This window comes from Bradyrhizobium sp. sGM-13 (genome assembly GCF_018398875.1).
In the GTDB taxonomy this organism is placed as follows: Bacteria; Pseudomonadota; Alphaproteobacteria; order Rhizobiales; family Xanthobacteraceae; genus Bradyrhizobium.
Genome location: NZ_JAGWDK010000001.1, coordinates 39,299 through 55,873, shown reverse-complemented (window position 1 = coordinate 55,873; position 16,575 = coordinate 39,299). Strand labels below are relative to the sequence as shown.

Here is a 16,575-nt window from a genome sequence, read left to right as displayed (position 1 = left end):
TTCGCGTTGTGGGCATCGTTACCCAGGCTGGTGGCAACCGCGTTCGTTCCCAGAGGGAAGCGGGCGGGGCAATGGCTGACAACGAGCAGGCGGAAGGCGCAGACGGCGCAGAAGCCGCATCGTCGAAAAAGGGCAGGCTCAAGCTGATCATTGCGGTCGCCGGATTCGTCGCCATCCTTGGCGCCGGCGCCGGCTGGTTCTTCCTGACGCGCGGCCACGGCGAGGAGAAGCACGCCGAAGCGCCGCCGCTGAAGCCGCCGTCCTTCATCGAAGTGCCCGATATGATGGTCAACCTGGTCGGCGCCCCAGGCGAGCGGGTGCAATATCTCCGCGTCAAGGTCGTTCTCGAGATCAAGGAAGAGAAGCAGGTCGAGGCGATCAAGCCGAACCTGCCGCGCGTCACGGATCTGTTCCAGACCTACCTGCGCGAATTGCGTCCCTCCGACATCAACGGTTCGGCGGGCCTGTTTCGTCTCAAGGAAGAACTTACCAAGCGCGTCAACAACGCGGTGGCGCCGCAGCAGGTAAGCGCCGTGCTGTTCAAGGAAATCGTCGTGCAGTGATGGGGCGGATCTAGCATCATGGCCGGCAACCAAGACCAGATGGACCAGGACGCCATTGCCGCGCAATGGGAAGCCTCGCTGGATTCCGAAGATCCCGCGGCGGCCGCGGAAGAGGCTGCCGCCAATGAACTCTCCGAGAGCATGGCGCTCCAATGGGCGGCCATGGTCGAGGATGGCGGCCGCGAGTTCGGCAACAAGAATTCCGGCGAGCGGGTTCTGTCGCAGGAAGAAATCGACAATCTGCTCGGCTTCACCGTCGGCGATGTCAATCTCGACGACCATTCCGGCATTCGCGCCATCATCGATTCCGCGATGGTGTCCTACGAGCGTCTGCCGATGCTCGAAATCGTGTTCGATCGCCTGGTGCGACTGATGACCACGAGCTTGCGCAATTTCACCTCTGACAACGTCGAAGTCTCGCTCGACCGCATCACCTCGGTCCGCTTCGGCGACTACATGAACTCAATTCCCTTGCCGGCCGTGCTCAGCGTGTTCAAGGCCGAGGAGTGGGAGAATTTCGGCCTTGCGACGGTCGATTCCAGCCTGATCTATTCGATTATCGACGTGCTGCTCGGCGGCCGCCGCGGCCAGACCTCGCTGCGCATCGAGGGCCGGCCCTACACCACGATCGAAACCAACCTCGTCAAGCGGCTGGTCGAGGTGGTGCTTTCAGACGCCGAGCAGGCGTTCCGGCCGCTGTCGCCGGTGACGTTCTCGATCGATCGGCTGGAAACCAACCCGCGCTTCGCCGCGATCTCGAGGCCCGCCAACGCCGCGATCCTGGTGCGGCTGCGCATCGACATGGAAGACCGCGGCGGCAACATCGAACTGCTGCTGCCCTATGCGACCATCGAGCCGATCCGCCCGGTTCTGCTGCAGATGTTCATGGGCGAAAAATTCGGCCGCGATCCGATCTGGGAAGGGCACTTCGCCACCGAAGTGGCGCAGGCGGAGATATCGGTCGATGCCGTGCTGTATGAAGCCGACATTCCGCTCAAGCATTTGATGAAGCTGAAGGTCGGCGACACGCTGCCACTGGAGATGCGGCCCGATGCGCTGGTGTCGGTCCGCTGCGGCAACGTCACCCTGACCGAAGGGCGGATGGGCCGGGTCGGCGACCGCGTCGCCATCCGCGTCACCAAGCAATTGCGCAAACCTAATACTACATTCGCGATGTTCGAGAAGGCCGACGAGCAAACCAAGTTGATGGAGGCACAATGAGTCATTTCCTCGGCATTGTGATCGAGAGCCTGGTGGCGGTTTTGCTACTGCTCACGATCGGTTACTGCATGCTGCTCAACAAGCGGCTGAAGCGGCTGAAGGCGGACGAGCATTCGCTGAAAGCCACCATTGCGGAACTGATCACGGCAACCGAAATCGCCGAGCGGGCGATCGGCGGCCTCAAGCACACCGTGCGCGACGTCAACGAGAATCTCGGCAGCCAACTCGCCGCCGCGACCCAGATGGCGGGGCACCTGAAGGGCATGCTCGCCGAAGGCGACGGCGTCATTCGACGGCTGTCCAAGATCGCGATCGCGGCGCGGCCGCCGCAAGAAGCCGAACCCGCAGCACCCAGGGTCTCAACAGCCAAGGCGGTGGCCGCGGCGGCTGAAGCATTCTCCGAACGCCGAAAGGCCAGTGGCCTCGCCGCATGAAATCGTTTCGCGATATCCGTGTTATTCCGGTCGTGCTGGTCGCGATCTTCGGCCTTGCAGTGCTGAAGGTCGCCGGCCTCGTGATCGATGGCGGATACGTGTTCGATTATCAGGTCAGCCAGCCGGCCAAGCGCTCCTGGGCGCAGGACAATCTGGGCTATCCCGGCGCCCGCGGGCCGGACCCCGCCGACATCACCGGTTCGGTCAAGAAGGAGGAGAAAAAGGAGGAGGCGCCGAAGCCGGCGGCGCCGGCTACGGAGGCACCGAAGCACGACGGCGTCGTGGTGTTTCCCGACCAGAACCCGCAATCGGTGTCGCCGTCGGAGCGTGCCATCCTGGAACGGCTGCAGGCGCGGCGCCAGGAACTGGAGCAGCGCGCGCGTGAAATCGAAATTCGCGAAAGCCTTCTGAAATCAGCCGAGAAGCGCATCGAAGGCCGCGTCGAGGAAATCAAGGCTACCGAGGCGCGGATCTCGACAGCGAGCGGGCAAAAGGCCGAACAGGACGCTGCCCGCTTCAAGGGCATCATCACGATGTACGAGGGCATGAAGCCGAAGGACGCCGCCAAGGTGTTCGACCGGCTGGAAATGTCCGTGCTCTACGAAATCGCCTCCCAGATTGCGCCGCGGAAGATGTCGGACATTCTGGGCCTGATGCAACCGGAAGCGGCCGAACGGCTGACGGTCGAACTGGCCCGCCGCGCCGGCGCTGACAAATCCGCTCCCGTGGCCGAGTTGCCGAAAATCGAAGGCAAGGTCCTGCAGCCAAAGCCGAATTGACGCAGGACGCGCCGCCGGCCACGGTATTGACGCGTCCGGTCAGAACCTGCGCGGCCCTGACGAGACAAACGAGCGGTGGGCTACGGCGAGCGCGCCGCGCTCGTTGGTTTCAAGGGCGATTTTCTGCGCCAGCATGACATCGCCGGCGACGAGGTCGCCATCCGGAACAAAGCACCATTTGCAGACATGTTGGCCGGTGCCGCTGATTTCCTCGATGTTCGTCTGCGTCCCATGATGGATCCGATAGCGCGTCCCGGTGTGGCTGCCGACGACGTCGAAATATCGGAATCGCTCGTAAGAGGCACGCTGCTTCGGCGACAGCCAATCCTTCAAGAGCGTAAGGGCTCGCGCCTCAGTCTCGAAGCGAAACGATTTACTGCAGGAGCCGGACCGCGCCACTGCCAGCGAAAGCGCCGACAGCAGCACCGTACCGAGTAAAGCCAGGACGAACGAGCATATCGCAAGGACGATCTGCTGGGTCACTGCCGTCAGCCGCCAACGAGACGCGGATAAAACAGCGTTTCTTCCGCGGTCGGATCGAAGGAGCGGATAACCCGTTGCTCGCCGGGTCCCGTTCGGACCGCTGCGGTAAATCCTGCGCCGGTCAATTCCATAAAGCGCCGCTCGGCCTTTTCGACCTCCGCGCGGTCATGGACGTCGAAAGTATGCCGGGTGTCGCCAGTACGATCCATCACGATCTGGGTTGCCATTTCACGCACTCCGAATTGGCTGCCTGAGGCAGGTTAGCGACCCGGGAGCGTTGGTTGATCGACTGCCGGCCCCGCTTCCCGGGTCCATTGCTTCCCTAAGACGGAACCGCCGATGTTAGTTCCAACGCTGCGTGAGATAAATAATGCAGATCAATCATGGCACGGGCGTGATGATGATCGCTGCGGCCCCGAGGCTCGCGACGTTTGAGCGGTGATCCCGAGAAAGGTCCGGATACCGACCCATTTCGATGTGTAATTGCTCGAGGCCGCAGCCCATCGTCCCATCAATGAAATCAATTGGTTGACGTTAACAAAGCCTTAAGCCGGCCAATCCAAGATTCAAACGTGCGGGCGAGAGCGCTTCGCCGAAGAATTCATCGAGGCACGAGATCTTCTGGATGGGGCGAAGGGCTGCCGCTGAAACTGGGTCGCCGGGCCGCGCATTGGCGCAGGCGGCGCGGCATTGCCTTCACAACTATCTTGGCCAGCCCCTTGCTGTTGCTTTGTTATTCGCCGGCCTGACGCTTTCGCAGCCCTGCCGTGCTGACGATCCGGTCCGAGGGGAGGCCACGTTCACGTCCGGAGGCGGCTTCGCGCGGCTGGTATTGAAACTGGCCGAGGACGTCGAATCCGACGTTTCGACCGCGGGTTCGATCATTATCATCCGCTTCAAGCGCCCGGTGGATATTCCCGTCGACAAACTGTCGGACGCCGTCCCCGATTATGTCGGCTCGGCGCGGCGCGATCCCGACGGCACCGCGATCCGGCTGTCGCTGGCGCGGCGGGCAACCGTCAACACCATGACGGCGGGGGAGCGGATCTTCGTCGACTTCCTGCCCGATAGCTGGACCGGGCCGCCGCCCCCGCTTCCTGCCGCGGTCGTTCGCGAACTGGCGGAGCGGGCACGGGCCGCCGAGCGCGCGCTCCGCGCGCAGCTTGCGGTGGCGTCCGCGAAAAAGAGGCCGCCGGTGCGTGTCCGTGCCTCGGTGCAGCCGACTTTCGTCCGCTTCGTGTTCGAGATGCCCGACGGCGTCAACGTCTCGTCGGTGCTGAACGATCAGAAGCTGACGCTGCAGTTCAACAGCGTGCTCAATTTCGACCTGGCGGACGCGAAGGTGGCGGCGCCGCCCAACATCGCCTCGATCAACCAGCGCGCCGACGTCGATTCTTCCGCCGTCGACGTTCTGCTGATCGGCGAGGTCGACGTGTATTCCTTCCGCGAGGAAAAGAACTATGTGATCGACGTCGCCTTCCAGCAGCCGGAAAAGCCCGCGCTGGCCGAGCCGCAGGCCGCGGCCAAACCGGTCGTGCCGGCCAAGCCAGGACCCGCCTCGCGGATCGCGCGCGATAAGGCGCTGAAGGAATCGCCGCCACTACAGCAGCCGGCCGAGATTCCGCCCGTCACGTCGGAGATGATTGCCGAACAGGCCAGGATCGAAATCAAGCCCGCGCAGGCGAACGAAGCACCGGCCGCTGCGGAGGTCGCAATGCCTGGCCTCGAAAAGGCGCCGCCGGCCAATGGCAACGCTATCCCTCCGACCGAGAAGATGGCCGCTGCACCGGAAAAGACGTCGTCTCCGGCGGCAGTCGCGAAAGCGGTGCAGCCCGCCGAACCGGTGCAGGCCGCCGCGGCGGAAGCGCCAAGGTCCGTGGCATCCAAGCAGGCTCAGTCTTCCGTGGAGCCGCCGGAAAGTGGTGCCAAGGACAAGACCCCCGCCGTCGAGGCAAGGCGTGACAGTGACGGCCTGCGCGTGACGTTCTCCTTTGCCGCGCCGACCCCGGCTGCGCTGTTTCGCCGTGCCGACACGGTATGGCTGGTATTCGACCAGACCAAGCCGGTCGATATCGAGCCGATCCGCAGCAAGGGCGGCGCCATCATCGGCGATGTCAGCCGGTTGCCGCTCGAAAAGGGCCAGGCCGTCCGCATCCGCCTCAATCGGCCGCAGATCCCTTCGCTCGAAAGCGAAGGCCGCGCCAACGGCGCCGAGTGGACGCTGACCTTCGCCGACCGCGGCCAGACACCGCCGCTGCCGCTCATGGTGCTGCGGAATATTACCGATCCCGCGCTTGCCAATGTCACTGTGCCGCTGGCCAATCCCGGCGCGATGCACCGGCTGGTCGATCCCGACGCAGGCGATACGCTGTGGGTGGTGACCGCGCCGCCACCGACCCGCGGCCTTATCAAGCGGCAGGATTTCGTCGAGCTGTCGCTATTGGAATCGGTGCACGGCGTGGTCGTTCATCCGAATTCCGATGACATCAACGCCGAAGTCGGCGCCGACAAGGTGATGCTCGGCCGGCCCGGCGGATTGACGCTGTCATCCGCCGACGTCGCGGCTGAACGTGCCACCGCGGCGGTCAGGCCGCTGTTCGACGCCGATGAATGGCGCAAGAACCGGGAAGAAAAATTTCTTGCCCGGCTGGATGCGCTGATCAAGGCGGCCGCCGCCGCAGGCCCTGAGCAAAAGACACACGCTCGCCTCGAACTAGCGAACTTCTACATGTCGCGCGGCATGTATCAGGAGGCGAGAGGGGTGACCAACCTCATCCTCTCCGAAACAAACCCCGGGAACGAAGACGGCGCCGTGCTGATGGTGCATGCGGTCGCCAGCATCTTGATTGGCCATCCCGAGCACGCGCTGAAGGACCTTGCCAATCCGGCGATCGGCAACGGCCACGATTCCCAATTGTGGAAAGGGTTCGCCTCCGCCCGCCAGGAAAAATGGGTGGACGCGCGTGAAAAGTTCAAGAACGCCGAATTCTCGATCGCCGCGCTGCCGCTCGAACTGCAGCGCATCATCATTACCGACGCGATGCGGGCCTCGCTCGAGGTAAAGGATTATGGCGGGGCCTCGCGGCGGCGCAGCGAGTTGGAAGTGATCGGCATTCCCAACGAGATGAAGCCCGAGATCGCCGTGCTGCGCGGGCGTCTTGCCGAGGCATTGGGGCACGACAAGGATGCGCTCGACGCCTACAGGTTCGCGGCGCAGTCCGGCGACCGGGAGGCATCGGCAGAGGCGAGTCTGCTGCAGGCCCTGCTGCGGCACCGGCGCGGCGAACTCGGTCAAGCCGAGTTGATACGCGAACTAGAGACCTTGTCAGTGATCTGGCGCGGCGACGCGATCGAGCTGAAGGCATTGAACAAGCTGACGCAGCTCTATGCCGAAAACGGCCGTTATGCCGAGGCGCTCTCCGCCGCCAAGACCGCTACGAAGCTGCAGCCCAACTCCGAACTGTCGCGCCAGGGCCAGGATGCGGCGTCCGCGCTGTTCACGGACCTCTATCTCGGCCAGAAGGGCGACGACATGAAGCCGGTCGATGCGCTCGCCATGTTCTATGAGTATCGCGAATTGACGCCGATCGGCCGGCGCGGCGATGAAATGATCCGGCGCCTCGCGGACCGGCTGGCCGCTGTCGACCTGCTCGACCAGGCCGCCGAACTGTTGCAGTACCAGGTCGACAAACGCCTGGAGGGCGCCGCGCGCGCGCAGGTGGCGGCCCGGCTTGCCATGGTCTACCTTGCCAACCGCAAGCCGGACCGGGCGATCACAGCACTGCGCCTGACTCGGATCTCCGATCTGTCCGGCGAATTGCGTCAGCAGCGGCTACTACTGGAGGCGCGGGCGCAGAGCGATGTCGGTCGCCATGACCTCGGGCTCGATATCATCTCCAACCTCACCGGCCGCGAAGCGATCCGGCTGCGCTCCGACATCTATTGGGCGTCGCGGCAGTGGCGGGAGGCTTCCGAACAGATCGAATTGTATTACGCCGACCGCTGGCGGGACTTCAAACCGCTGAATGCCGCCGAGAAGAGCGACATAGTCCGTGCCGTGGTTGGCTATGCGCTGGCCGAGGATGCGATCGGCCTAGCCCGTTTCCGCGAGAAATACGCGCCCCTGATGATCGGCGAGGCCGATCGGTTCGCGTTCGAGACCGCGAGCAAGCCGGCCGCTTCCAACAGCGCCGAGTTCGCTCTGATTGCCAAGATGGCCGCCAGCGTCGACACGCTCGACGGCTTCATCCGCGAAATGAGGATCCGCTTCCCGGATGCCACCGCCCGCGCACCGCTGTCGCCGGAAATCTCCAGGGGCGAGCCGGTTCACACCGGCGCCTTACCGGCCATTGCCGGCATCAAGCGGATCGGCGCGGCAAGATAGCGCCGACTTCGTTCCCCCGGTGAATTGCTCGCAGTTTGAAGTCGGAGACGGCTTGCTCGCCCGACCGCCGATGCATTTTCTGTGGCGTGGACCCAATGCCCTCCCGGCACGTTATCGCAAGGCATGGTCGGTCGAAACCAGCCATGGAAACAGTTGAGGCTTATCTCGACAGGAAATACGAGGAAATCACGTTGCTGAACGGTTTCCTCGACACTCCTTTGGCGCTGCGGTGTCCGACCTCGGTGGCCGAGGTGATTGGACAAAATTTCACATCGCCGCGGCCCTGAAGGCCCAACATGCGCTGCACGATTGGGCGTTCACGGAAACAGCCTGGGCACATCCGGGCCGGCTGCGCGCCGGACCGTTCACGTTCAGCTACGATTATCAGCGCGCAGACCTCGAAGTGCGCGGCCCATCCTTTTACCAGTTCGACCATTCGACATTGGCGAACCAGACCATCTATACGTCCTCGGGGATGGCGGCGATATCGGCACTGCTGCTGGCCTTCGCACGCTTGGTATCTGAGGCGGACATTCTGGTTTTGCCTGGCGCCTATGGCGAGACCCTGGAGCTCATCGAAAATCATGCACGTCAGTTTCGCTTGGTCCGGCTGGAAAGCTCGCCCGACGAGGTCGCATTTTGTGCTGATCGACCGCGAATTCTTCTGTTCGATTCATGCACGCCCGCTGCCGCATTCGAGGCGACCCTGCATTGTGCAAGGCCGCGCCTCGATCTCGTGATTTTCGACACGACCTGCTTCTCGACGGGCTCGGGGCGGATCCGCCGGGTTGTGAGCTGGGCGCGACGTTGGAAAGTCCCGATCGCGCTGGTGCGCAGCCATACCAAGCTCGAATGGTGGTCGGCGCACGAGGGCGAGTCCCAACAGCCATACCGCGCAGACGACCACGCCTATTCCAATGAGCCCGATAACGCAGCGAGGTAGTGGATTTGGCCGCAGGTTCGGCCAATTTTTGACGTGTTGGCGCAATACGAAGCTCCGGCGCCTTCTCACCCGCTTCTAGCCACGCCTACCGTTCAAAGCTGATCGTTCGATGCCGTTGACCCGGGACAGAATTGTTGGACATGACAGAGAACGCCTTGCGTTCAAGTTCACCATGCTGAACGACGGCGAGACGGTCGAATGCCAGATCAGCGATGCCGCGATGGATGAACTCGGAGGTGTCAGGGGCACCGAGAGCATCGCAAGGCAGGCGCAGTTCCTAGCCTTGCGGGGCGCGGTGGAGGAGATCGCGTCCGATCTCTTCGACAAGCTGCCGCCCATCAAAGGCCGTGTCATCCGGATATTCACCAAGCATATCCCGATACAGCCGGCTCCGGACAACTTGCCGGCCAGGCCGCCACCTGCTTCTGCGGCCGACGATCACCTCGGCATCAGTTCGTAGACCTGACGTTCGATATGCGATCGCCAAGCACCTTCACACCGTAAAAATTCGCCCCGGGTTCAGGATGTTCTTCGGGTCGAGCGCGCGCTTGAGCGTGCGCATGGTTTCGATTTCCTCTTCGGTGCGACTCATTTTCAGATAGGGTCGCCTGAGGATGCCGATGCCGTGTTCGGCCGAGATCGAGCCGCCGAACTCACCCGTGAGGTCGTAGACCAGCTTCTCGAACTCATCGTGCTTGTCAGGCGTATGTTCGTGATACACGCTGGGATGCAAATTGCCGTCGCCGACGTGTCCCATCACGATGGTGAAGGCTTGCGGATCGATCGCTTTGACGCGTGCATCCAGCGTATCCGCATATTCCTCCATCCTGTCGATGGCCACACTGACATCGAACCCCATCCGTGCCGTGAATGGAAAGCTGCGACCGAGTTCGACGCTGGAATCGCGGATGCGCCAGATCGCAGCCACGGACGCGTTCGAGGTCGAAAGCGTGGCGTCGAGGATCAAATTATCTCCCATCGCCGTCTCCAGCACCTTCTCGAGGCCGTCCCGAATGCGTTCAGCGTCGCTTCCTGAGGCCTCCAGCAGCACATAGAAGGGATGGTGGGTCGGCAGCGGGCCAACCACGCCCTTCACACGCTCGACCGTCTGGCGGTAGTAGGCATTCCACATCACCTCGAACGCGCTCAGATCGCCGCCGAGCGATTTTCGCGCCAGCTTCAGGAATGCCATGACCTGGCCGAACGAAGGCAGGGCGCACAGCGCCACCTGCCGCTCCGCGGGCGCGGGAAAGACACGCAGCGCAGCACGTGTCACGACGCCGAGGATGCCTTCGCTGCCAATGAAAAGCTGCTTTAAGTCGATGCCGGTGTTGTTCTTGATGTATTTGCGCAGGCCCTTCAGAACGGTGCCGTCGGCGGTGACGACCTCAAGGCCGAGAATCAGGTCGCGCATCATGCCGTAACGGATGACGCGGTTGCCGCCGGCATTGGTCGAGATGTTGCCGCCGATGGTGCAACTGCCGCGCGCGCCGAGGTCGAGCGGAAACATCAGGCCGTCCTGCTCGACACGCTCTTGCAGTTTTTGCAGTGGCGTGCCGGCCTGCGCGATGGCGACGCCGGCTGAGGCATCGACCTCTTCGACGCTGTTCATGCGCTCCATCGACAGCACAATTTCGTCCGCATTCGGCAGCGCGCCGCGCACCAGCCCGGTCATGCCGCCCTGCGTCGTAACCGGCACGCCTTCGCGGTGACAGAGCCGCAGCAGCAGGGAGACGTCCTCGGTCGTCTTCGGGCGGACGACTGCGCGCGGCTTGGGCACCGGATTGCCGGCGAGGTCGTGGTGATACCGCGCGTCGATGTCAGCGCCTGATAGCACCGCGCCCTTGCCGAGCGCGTTGTGCAGTTTGTCAATGAAGCCCTCGGACATGCCCTGCCTCTTCTTCATGTGGAGTTTGGCCGAAGCTATACATGCGGCGTTCCTGGGATGGAACCCGGTCCAGCCGCAATCGCGGCATTTTCAGGAATTAGGAAAGTCGCGCTCTGGAGCCGGCGGTCAGTGTGGCTGTCGCCGGGGGACCCTGTGCGGAGCCTTCTTGCTGCGCGGCTTCGGCATCGGCGGGGTGACGGTAGGGCTGATGGTGGGGCTGTCCTGCCGCTCGGGCTCGATCGAAGTGATCTGGTTGCAGGTCTCGCACTTATAAACGTAAACGAGAGGACGCAGTCCGATCCGGGGCAGCTTTCCGATCTGGACCGTACCACCGCCGCAGATCTCGCAGCGCGGCGGCAGACCGGTTTCTGAAGGTTGGGCGGGCATATCGAACTATCGCTGAAGCAACAAACGACTCAATTCAGCAATGCTGGTTGCCGATTGCATCCTAATCGTGGACAGAAAGTCCGTAAGACTACGAGGTTATGCCACTCATTCGCCGCCGGTGTCCGTGTTCTGCCACCAAATCGATCCCGGCCGGGCATCCAACCAACACACTGCAAGGTGCAAACTCGCAACGCTGGCGCGTCACTCCACGGAAAGTCCACCGGACCGAGTCCGGTCGGATTGCGCATTTGTGAGGCGTGCAAAATGTCTTCCACCAACGGTCGCGATATATCGCAAGCAGCGCTGGCAACCGCAGAGGCCGCCGCGTCCCGCCCATCGCCCGCCGACAAATTTAATATTGATCGGGGAGGGCCGGCGAAACGCGCCGTCAAACTCTTGGCGCTGCAGCAACGATTCCAGAAGTTGAACGAGTATTGCGACGAGGCGGCCGCCGAAATTCGCGCTTCGCTCGGGCGCTCGGCACGCTAGCGGGTGATTTGCGGCAGATCAAGGCAACACCGGCCGGATTGCCCTCAGGTGCGCTTTATGCCGAGCGGCTCCTTGTTCCGGATGGGGCGGCTCTGGTGACGATGCCCGGACTCCCTAAGTAGAATGACGTTTCGAAGAAACGTCATTCTACTTAGGGCACTCCGGGCCTCGCTGTTTTGATGGAAGCAATGCATCACAAAGTGGGATGCTGCTTCGCCTCATTTCTTCTCGATCTTCGTAACTGCGTCCGTCTTGTCGATCTTGGTGATGGTCTTGGTCCCCGGCGTGTCGTTTACGGCGAAGGTGACCCTGTCGCCGGCGTGCAGGGCGTTCAGCCGCGCGCTATCCTGGATCTTGAATTCTTCGGCTGCAGCGCCGGTATTCGCGCCGGTGGTGCCTTCAGGCATATCCCTGATTGTGATGGTGCCGCTGATCCGGTCTATTCTCGTTACCATTCCCGTACGCGGTTGCTGGGCAAGAGCCGACGTTCCGGCGATGCTGAGGGCCGCGGCGGCAGCCATAATCATCCCTGCGATCTTCATGGAATACTCCCGGCTGTAGGGCGTCCACGATAAGCCGGGATTGCGGCAATAGTTCCGCGCCGGAGCGGGATAGCGACTTTTTCTCCCATACGAATTAAGGCAACTCTGCAAACGACCCAGGACGAAGGCGCGGTTCTGCTTAATCAGAACGGATAAAGCCTTAGGCCGCGCCGGCCTCGGGCTCGAGCTGGAGCTCGGTTTCCGTCACCGTGCGGTTGCGGCCGAGTCGCTTGGCTTGATAAAGCCCGCGGTCGCAGCGCTCGATCATGGCTTCCGCGGATTCGGCGAGGCGGAATTGCGACACGCCTATTGATACCGTAATGCTGCCGATCTCCTTGCCCGTCGCGCGGCGTGTCAGCTTCGCTTCGGCAATGCGCCGGCGAATGCGTTCGGCAACGGCCGTGCAAGCCTGCAGATCGGCGCCCGGCAGCACCGCGATCAACTCCTCGCCGCCGTAGCGGGCGGCGAGATCGACTTCGCGAACGCCTTCCTGCAAGACCTTGGCGACCAGCCGAAGCACCTGATCGCCGACCTGGTGGCCATAATCGTCGTTGAATTTCTTGAAGTGATCGATGTCGATCAGGAAGACGCTGAGCGGCTCGTCCTTTTCCATTGCCGCGATCTGGGCGAGGCGAAGGAATTCATCCATCGAGTGGCGGTTGGCCAGCCCGGTCAGCGCATCGGTGTTGGAGCGTTGCTCGGCCGCTTTGAGCGAGTCGCGGATGCTATCCAGTTCCTCCGACGTGGCGGCGAAATTCGCCTCCAGCTTGGCGGCCCGGGCCGTCGCCTTTGACAATTCATCAACCAGTTTTGCAATGATCGTCCGGGGATCGCCGGTAGCAGCGGCCTCAGAAGACACTTCACCGAGCGCCTCGATGTGGCTGCGGTTGTCGGTGACGGCAGTGTTGAGGAATTGTTGCGCGGTCTCGATCAGCCCGCCCAATTGATCGGGAAGGTCGCCAAACGGATCGGTGCCGGCCTGCGCCACATAGGTGATGTAGAGTCCGTGGTTGGTTGCCGGGTCGAATTTGCGCTTGCCCGCAATCAGAATGTCGATGGTCTTTCGCAGCGCCAGCGAACTGCCGAGCGAGTATTCGAACCAGACGGCGAAATTGGTGGGGGTGGGAGGGACTGACTGCTGCGACATCAACCGCATAGCCCGGTCGGCAATCGTCGTGGCGTATTCGACGTCCATGTCGCCGATCGGCTGGCCTGCCATCTCTAATCCGGTGATGCGTTTGGTAAGTCAGTTCGTGGCATCCATTGTGCATGAAGGAACTAATCTCACCTTAAATTACCTGTGAAACTCCGCTGCAAATACGTAAGTAATGTTGACCTATTGCGCGCGGAACCGGCAGAAATCGGCCGCTAACTCCCACCGTAGCTCTGCACCAGGCTTCCTGCCACCAGCGACCAGCCGTCCACCAGCACGAAGAAGATCAACTTAAACGGCAGCGACACCACGACGGGTGGCAGCATCATCATACCCATCGACATCAGGACTGATGCGACCACCAGATCGATAATCAGGAAGGGGAGGAACAGCAGGAAGCCGATCTCAAAGGCGCGTTTCAGTTCGGAGATCATGAAGGCCGGGACCAGAATCCGCAGCGACAGGTCTTCCGGCGTCGCCGGCGGCGGCTCGCCGGAGAGATCCACGAACAGCTTCAGATCCTTTTCGCGGACATTCCTCTGCATGAAGCCGCGCAGCGGCACAGAGGCCTTTTGCAGCGCTTCTTCGACGCCGAGTTCATTGGCGACCAGGGGCTTGATGCCCTCGTCGTAGGACTTCTGCAGCACAGGCCCCATCACGAACGCGGTCAGGAACAGCGCAAGCGCAATGATCACGGAGTTGGGCGGGGCGGTCGCGGTGCCCAGCGCCGTGCGCAGCAGCGACAGCACGACGACGATCCGTGTGAACGACGTCATCATGATCAGGATCGACGGCGCGATCGACAGCACCGTCAACAGCGCGATCAACTGGATCGCGCGCTCGGTCACCCCGCCGCCGCCCTGGCCGAGATTGATGCTGATGTCCTGCGCCATCGCCGGATCGGCGAGCGATCCGGCGATGGTCAGGATTAAGAAAAATAAAACTCTACGCGGAGAAGTCGCCGGCCTCACGAAGGGTTCTTCGGACGGCCCAGCAATGATGCCATCTCATCTTCGAGATTCTCGAAGCCGCTCTTCTGCGGAGCGGGTGTGGGAGCGGGGGGTTCGCTGCGGGAGGTACGGGCAGGCGGCGTTTCCGGCGCTACCGGTGGCGCCACCGGTTCGGCCGGCCGGCGCAGGGCGGCTTCCAGCCGCTGCGCCATCTCGGCGAGATTCTGGTCGGCGCTCGAGGGTGCGGAAGGTGGAGGAGGCGGCGGAGGCGGCGGTGCCGCGGCGCGTTCGGGCGCTCGAACCGGTGCCTCGCGAACGGCAGGTACCTCGCGGACAGGCGGCGCCTCACGGCCTGTCGGTGCCTCGCGGACCGACGCTGCCTCACGGACCGACGGTGCCTCACGAACTGGTGGCGCCTCACGGACCACCGGCGGTGCCTTGGGCAATTCACGCTGCGGCCGCGGCATCAGCGGTTCGTTGCGGGTGAGGCGCGGCGGGGCCGCTTCGGGACGACCGGTGATCGATTCCGGCGCAAAGCCCGTCAATGGATCGCTGCGACGCTCCGGCGGCGGCGCGGGCCGGCGGAGATCGTCTGCGAAAGAGGGGCGTGCGGGGCGCGGCGGCGGCTCCGGCATTTGCGGTTCGACGTGGTGATCGAAGCCGTCCGTCGGTCGCAAATCGGCTCTCGCCGCTTCCTCGCTCCAGGCGGCATCGGGCAGCGGGGCAATCCGCGGCGCCTGCTCGCCGACCGCCGGGCGCGGCGCCATCTGATCGCGATTGGGCATTGCGCGCACGATGTTGGGTTCGACCACAATGTCGCTCGGACCGCCGATCATCAGGAGATGCTCGACATTGTCGCGCCGTACCAGCACGAGGCGCCGGCGACCATCCACGGCGGCGGCGTCGATCACGGCAAGCCGCGGCATCCGCCCGCGCTGGGTGTTGGCGCCAAGCCGGTTGTTGGCGAAGCGACGGACCAGCCATGCGGCCACGCCGATCAGCGCCAGAACGGCGATGAATGCGAAGAGGAATGTCAGTGTCTGCATTCTTTAGTCCCCGGCCACGGGCCGTTCTCTTGCTGCTGGCTTCGACGAGTGCGGTCTTAGGTATTCCTGTCCGAGCATGTTCCCTTTGGGAAAGCGGTTCCCGTTTGCCGGATCATGCCCTGAGCGATCCGCATCCGGCGAATCATGCCTGAGATCAGCCTTATTTCTTAATCCCCACGGCGAGCGCCGCCATCCGGGTTAATTAATAGACCAAGAATCGTTTGACCCAAAACGACTTCTGAGCGCCCCACGCCGGGTTGGTTGCTGCTGGTTAACGCAGTTTTCGTGGCGAAAATGCGCTCGTTTCGTCGCCAGCAGCGGGCATTGGCCGACGTCCACCGGCCGCCAGGCGTGATTTTAACCAGCCGTTAACCATACACCGGGCAAATTCTGCCTACCTCGCGGCGTCTGCCAGAGGTTAACGGGGAACGGCTCGATGGCCATCAACGATCTTCCGATCCTGTCGGCGCTGCGCACCAAGATGCAGTGGCACCAGGAACGCCAGCGGGTGCTCGCCGAAAACGTATCCAACGCAAACACCCCGAATTACAGGCCGAGCGACTTGGTCGAGCCGAAATTCGACAACAAGGGCACAGACATCGGCGGCGCGATGGGCTCGCTCGCCATGCTGCGCACCAGTGCCACCCACATCGGCGTCTCCGGCGGCCTCCAGAGCTTCAGAGGGGACGGCGGCAGGAGCGGCTTCTTGACCAAGCCTGCCGGCAACTCGGTCAATCTGGAAGACCAGATGCTGAAGGTCTCGGCCAACCAGATGGATTACGCGGCCGCCACTTCGCTCTACAGCCGCAGCCTCGGCCTGCTCAAAACCGCCATCGGAAAGCGCTGACGCGGCGCGATTAGGAGAACCGGATCATGGCAGATGATGGAAGCGATTTCGCCCGCTCGATGAGTATCGCCACCTCCGGCCTGCGCGCGCAGGCGGGGCGGATGCGGGTGATCTCGGAAAACATCGCCAATGCGGAATCCACCGCGCCATCGGCCGGCGGCGATCCCTATCGCCGCAAGGTGCCGACATTTTCCTCGGCGCTCGACCGCACGCTCGACGCCCGCGTGGTGACGCTCGGCAAGGTCAGAGCTGACCAGTCGGCGTTTCGCGTCAAGCACGAACCGAGCAATCCGGCGGCGGACGCGGCCGGCAACGTCAAATATCCGAACGTCAATCCGCTGGTCGAAATGACCGATATGCGCGAGGCGCAGCGGTCCTATGAAGCCAACCTCAACATCATCAGCGCCACACGCCGCATGATTCAACGCACCCTCGACATCCTCAAGGCCTGAACAGGAACTATAGA

16 protein-coding genes are annotated in these 16,575 nt (G+C 62.9%); 9 read left to right on the top strand and 7 right to left on the bottom strand.

Annotated features, from left to right (window positions below):
- The first annotated feature begins 71 nt into the window (after positions 1 to 71).
- The 4 genes from fliL to KJQ96_RS00275 are packed head-to-tail and all read left to right on the top strand — an operon-like array spanning position 72 to position 2,997.
- A complete protein-coding gene (gene fliL / locus KJQ96_RS00290; RefSeq protein WP_213284725.1) occupies positions 72 to 563 on the top strand; it encodes a flagellar basal body-associated protein FliL in 492 nt (163 codons plus the stop codon).
- 18 nt (positions 564 to 581) lie between these two features.
- Positions 582 to 1,784: a flagellar motor switch protein FliM gene (gene fliM, locus KJQ96_RS00285; RefSeq protein ID WP_028348636.1), complete on the top strand. Its 1,203-nt coding sequence runs from the start codon at positions 582 to 584 to the stop codon at positions 1,782 to 1,784.
- On the top strand, positions 1,781 to 2,218 hold the full coding sequence (locus tag KJQ96_RS00280; protein WP_213284724.1) for a DUF6468 domain-containing protein: 438 nt from the start codon (positions 1,781 to 1,783) through the stop codon (positions 2,216 to 2,218). Before fliM ends, KJQ96_RS00280 begins: the two co-directional genes overlap by 4 nt.
- Positions 2,215 to 2,997 (top strand): MotE family protein, encoded by a 783-nt coding sequence (locus KJQ96_RS00275; protein ID WP_213284723.1) that lies wholly within the window; start codon positions 2,215 to 2,217, stop codon positions 2,995 to 2,997. The genes KJQ96_RS00280 and KJQ96_RS00275 overlap by 4 nt, the downstream gene beginning before the upstream one ends.
- 39 nt (positions 2,998 to 3,036) lie before the next feature.
- On the opposite strand, the gene KJQ96_RS00270 is transcribed toward KJQ96_RS00275, so the two are convergent.
- Positions 3,037 to 3,480 carry a hypothetical protein gene (locus KJQ96_RS00270; RefSeq protein WP_375293125.1) on the bottom strand — a complete coding sequence of 148 codons (444 nt, stop codon included), beginning with the start codon at positions 3,478 to 3,480 and terminating at the stop codon, positions 3,037 to 3,039.
- Between the two features lie 5 nt (positions 3,481 to 3,485).
- A complete protein-coding gene (locus KJQ96_RS00265) occupies positions 3,486 to 3,707 on the bottom strand; it encodes a hypothetical protein (RefSeq protein ID WP_028348639.1) in 222 nt (73 codons plus the stop codon).
- A 398-nt stretch (positions 3,708 to 4,105) separates the two neighbouring features.
- On the opposite strand from KJQ96_RS00265, the gene KJQ96_RS00260 reads away from it, so the two are divergent.
- From KJQ96_RS00260 to KJQ96_RS00250, 3 genes are all read left to right on the top strand, one after another.
- Entirely contained in the window at positions 4,106 to 7,864 is a 3,759-nt protein-coding gene (locus tag KJQ96_RS00260; RefSeq protein ID WP_213284722.1) for a tetratricopeptide repeat protein, read from the top strand.
- Between the two features lie 229 nt (positions 7,865 to 8,093).
- A complete protein-coding gene (locus KJQ96_RS00255; protein WP_213284721.1) occupies positions 8,094 to 8,807 on the top strand; it encodes a hypothetical protein in 714 nt (237 codons plus the stop codon).
- 109 nt (positions 8,808 to 8,916) lie between these two features.
- Positions 8,917 to 9,267 carry a DUF1488 family protein gene (locus KJQ96_RS00250; protein ID WP_213284720.1) on the top strand — a complete coding sequence of 117 codons (351 nt, stop codon included), beginning with the start codon at positions 8,917 to 8,919 and terminating at the stop codon, positions 9,265 to 9,267.
- A 33-nt stretch (positions 9,268 to 9,300) separates the two neighbouring features.
- Here KJQ96_RS00250 and KJQ96_RS00245 read toward each other — a convergent pair whose 3' ends face one another.
- From KJQ96_RS00245 to KJQ96_RS00225, 5 genes are all read right to left on the bottom strand, one after another.
- Positions 9,301 to 10,695 carry an FAD-binding oxidoreductase gene (locus tag KJQ96_RS00245; RefSeq protein WP_213284719.1) on the bottom strand — a complete coding sequence of 465 codons (1,395 nt, stop codon included), beginning with the start codon at positions 10,693 to 10,695 and terminating at the stop codon, positions 9,301 to 9,303.
- Between the two features lie 1,094 nt (positions 10,696 to 11,789).
- Positions 11,790 to 12,113, bottom strand: a complete 324-nt coding sequence (locus KJQ96_RS00240; protein WP_213284718.1) for a copper-binding protein — start codon at positions 12,111 to 12,113, stop codon at positions 11,790 to 11,792.
- A gap of 160 nt (positions 12,114 to 12,273) precedes the next feature.
- Positions 12,274 to 13,260 (bottom strand): GGDEF domain-containing protein, encoded by a 987-nt coding sequence (locus tag KJQ96_RS00235; RefSeq protein ID WP_213285099.1) that lies wholly within the window; start codon positions 13,258 to 13,260, stop codon positions 12,274 to 12,276.
- A gap of 221 nt (positions 13,261 to 13,481) precedes the next feature.
- On the bottom strand, positions 13,482 to 14,237 hold the full coding sequence (fliP, locus tag KJQ96_RS00230; protein ID WP_213284717.1) for a flagellar type III secretion system pore protein FliP: 756 nt from the start codon (positions 14,235 to 14,237) through the stop codon (positions 13,482 to 13,484).
- On the bottom strand, positions 14,234 to 15,262 hold the full coding sequence (locus KJQ96_RS00225) for a flagellar biosynthetic protein FliO (protein ID WP_213284716.1): 1,029 nt from the start codon (positions 15,260 to 15,262) through the stop codon (positions 14,234 to 14,236). Before KJQ96_RS00225 ends, fliP begins: the two co-directional genes overlap by 4 nt.
- Before the next feature lie 436 nt (positions 15,263 to 15,698).
- On the opposite strand from KJQ96_RS00225, the gene flgB reads away from it, so the two are divergent.
- The gene (gene flgB / locus KJQ96_RS00220; RefSeq protein ID WP_213284715.1) at positions 15,699 to 16,109 is read left to right on the top strand and encodes a flagellar basal body rod protein FlgB; all 411 of its coding nucleotides are present in this window, start codon (positions 15,699 to 15,701) and stop codon (positions 16,107 to 16,109) included.
- 26 nt (positions 16,110 to 16,135) lie between these two features.
- On the top strand, positions 16,136 to 16,561 hold the full coding sequence (gene flgC, locus KJQ96_RS00215) for a flagellar basal body rod protein FlgC (RefSeq protein ID WP_057846814.1): 426 nt from the start codon (positions 16,136 to 16,138) through the stop codon (positions 16,559 to 16,561).
- Positions 16,562 to 16,575 lie beyond the last annotated feature (14 nt).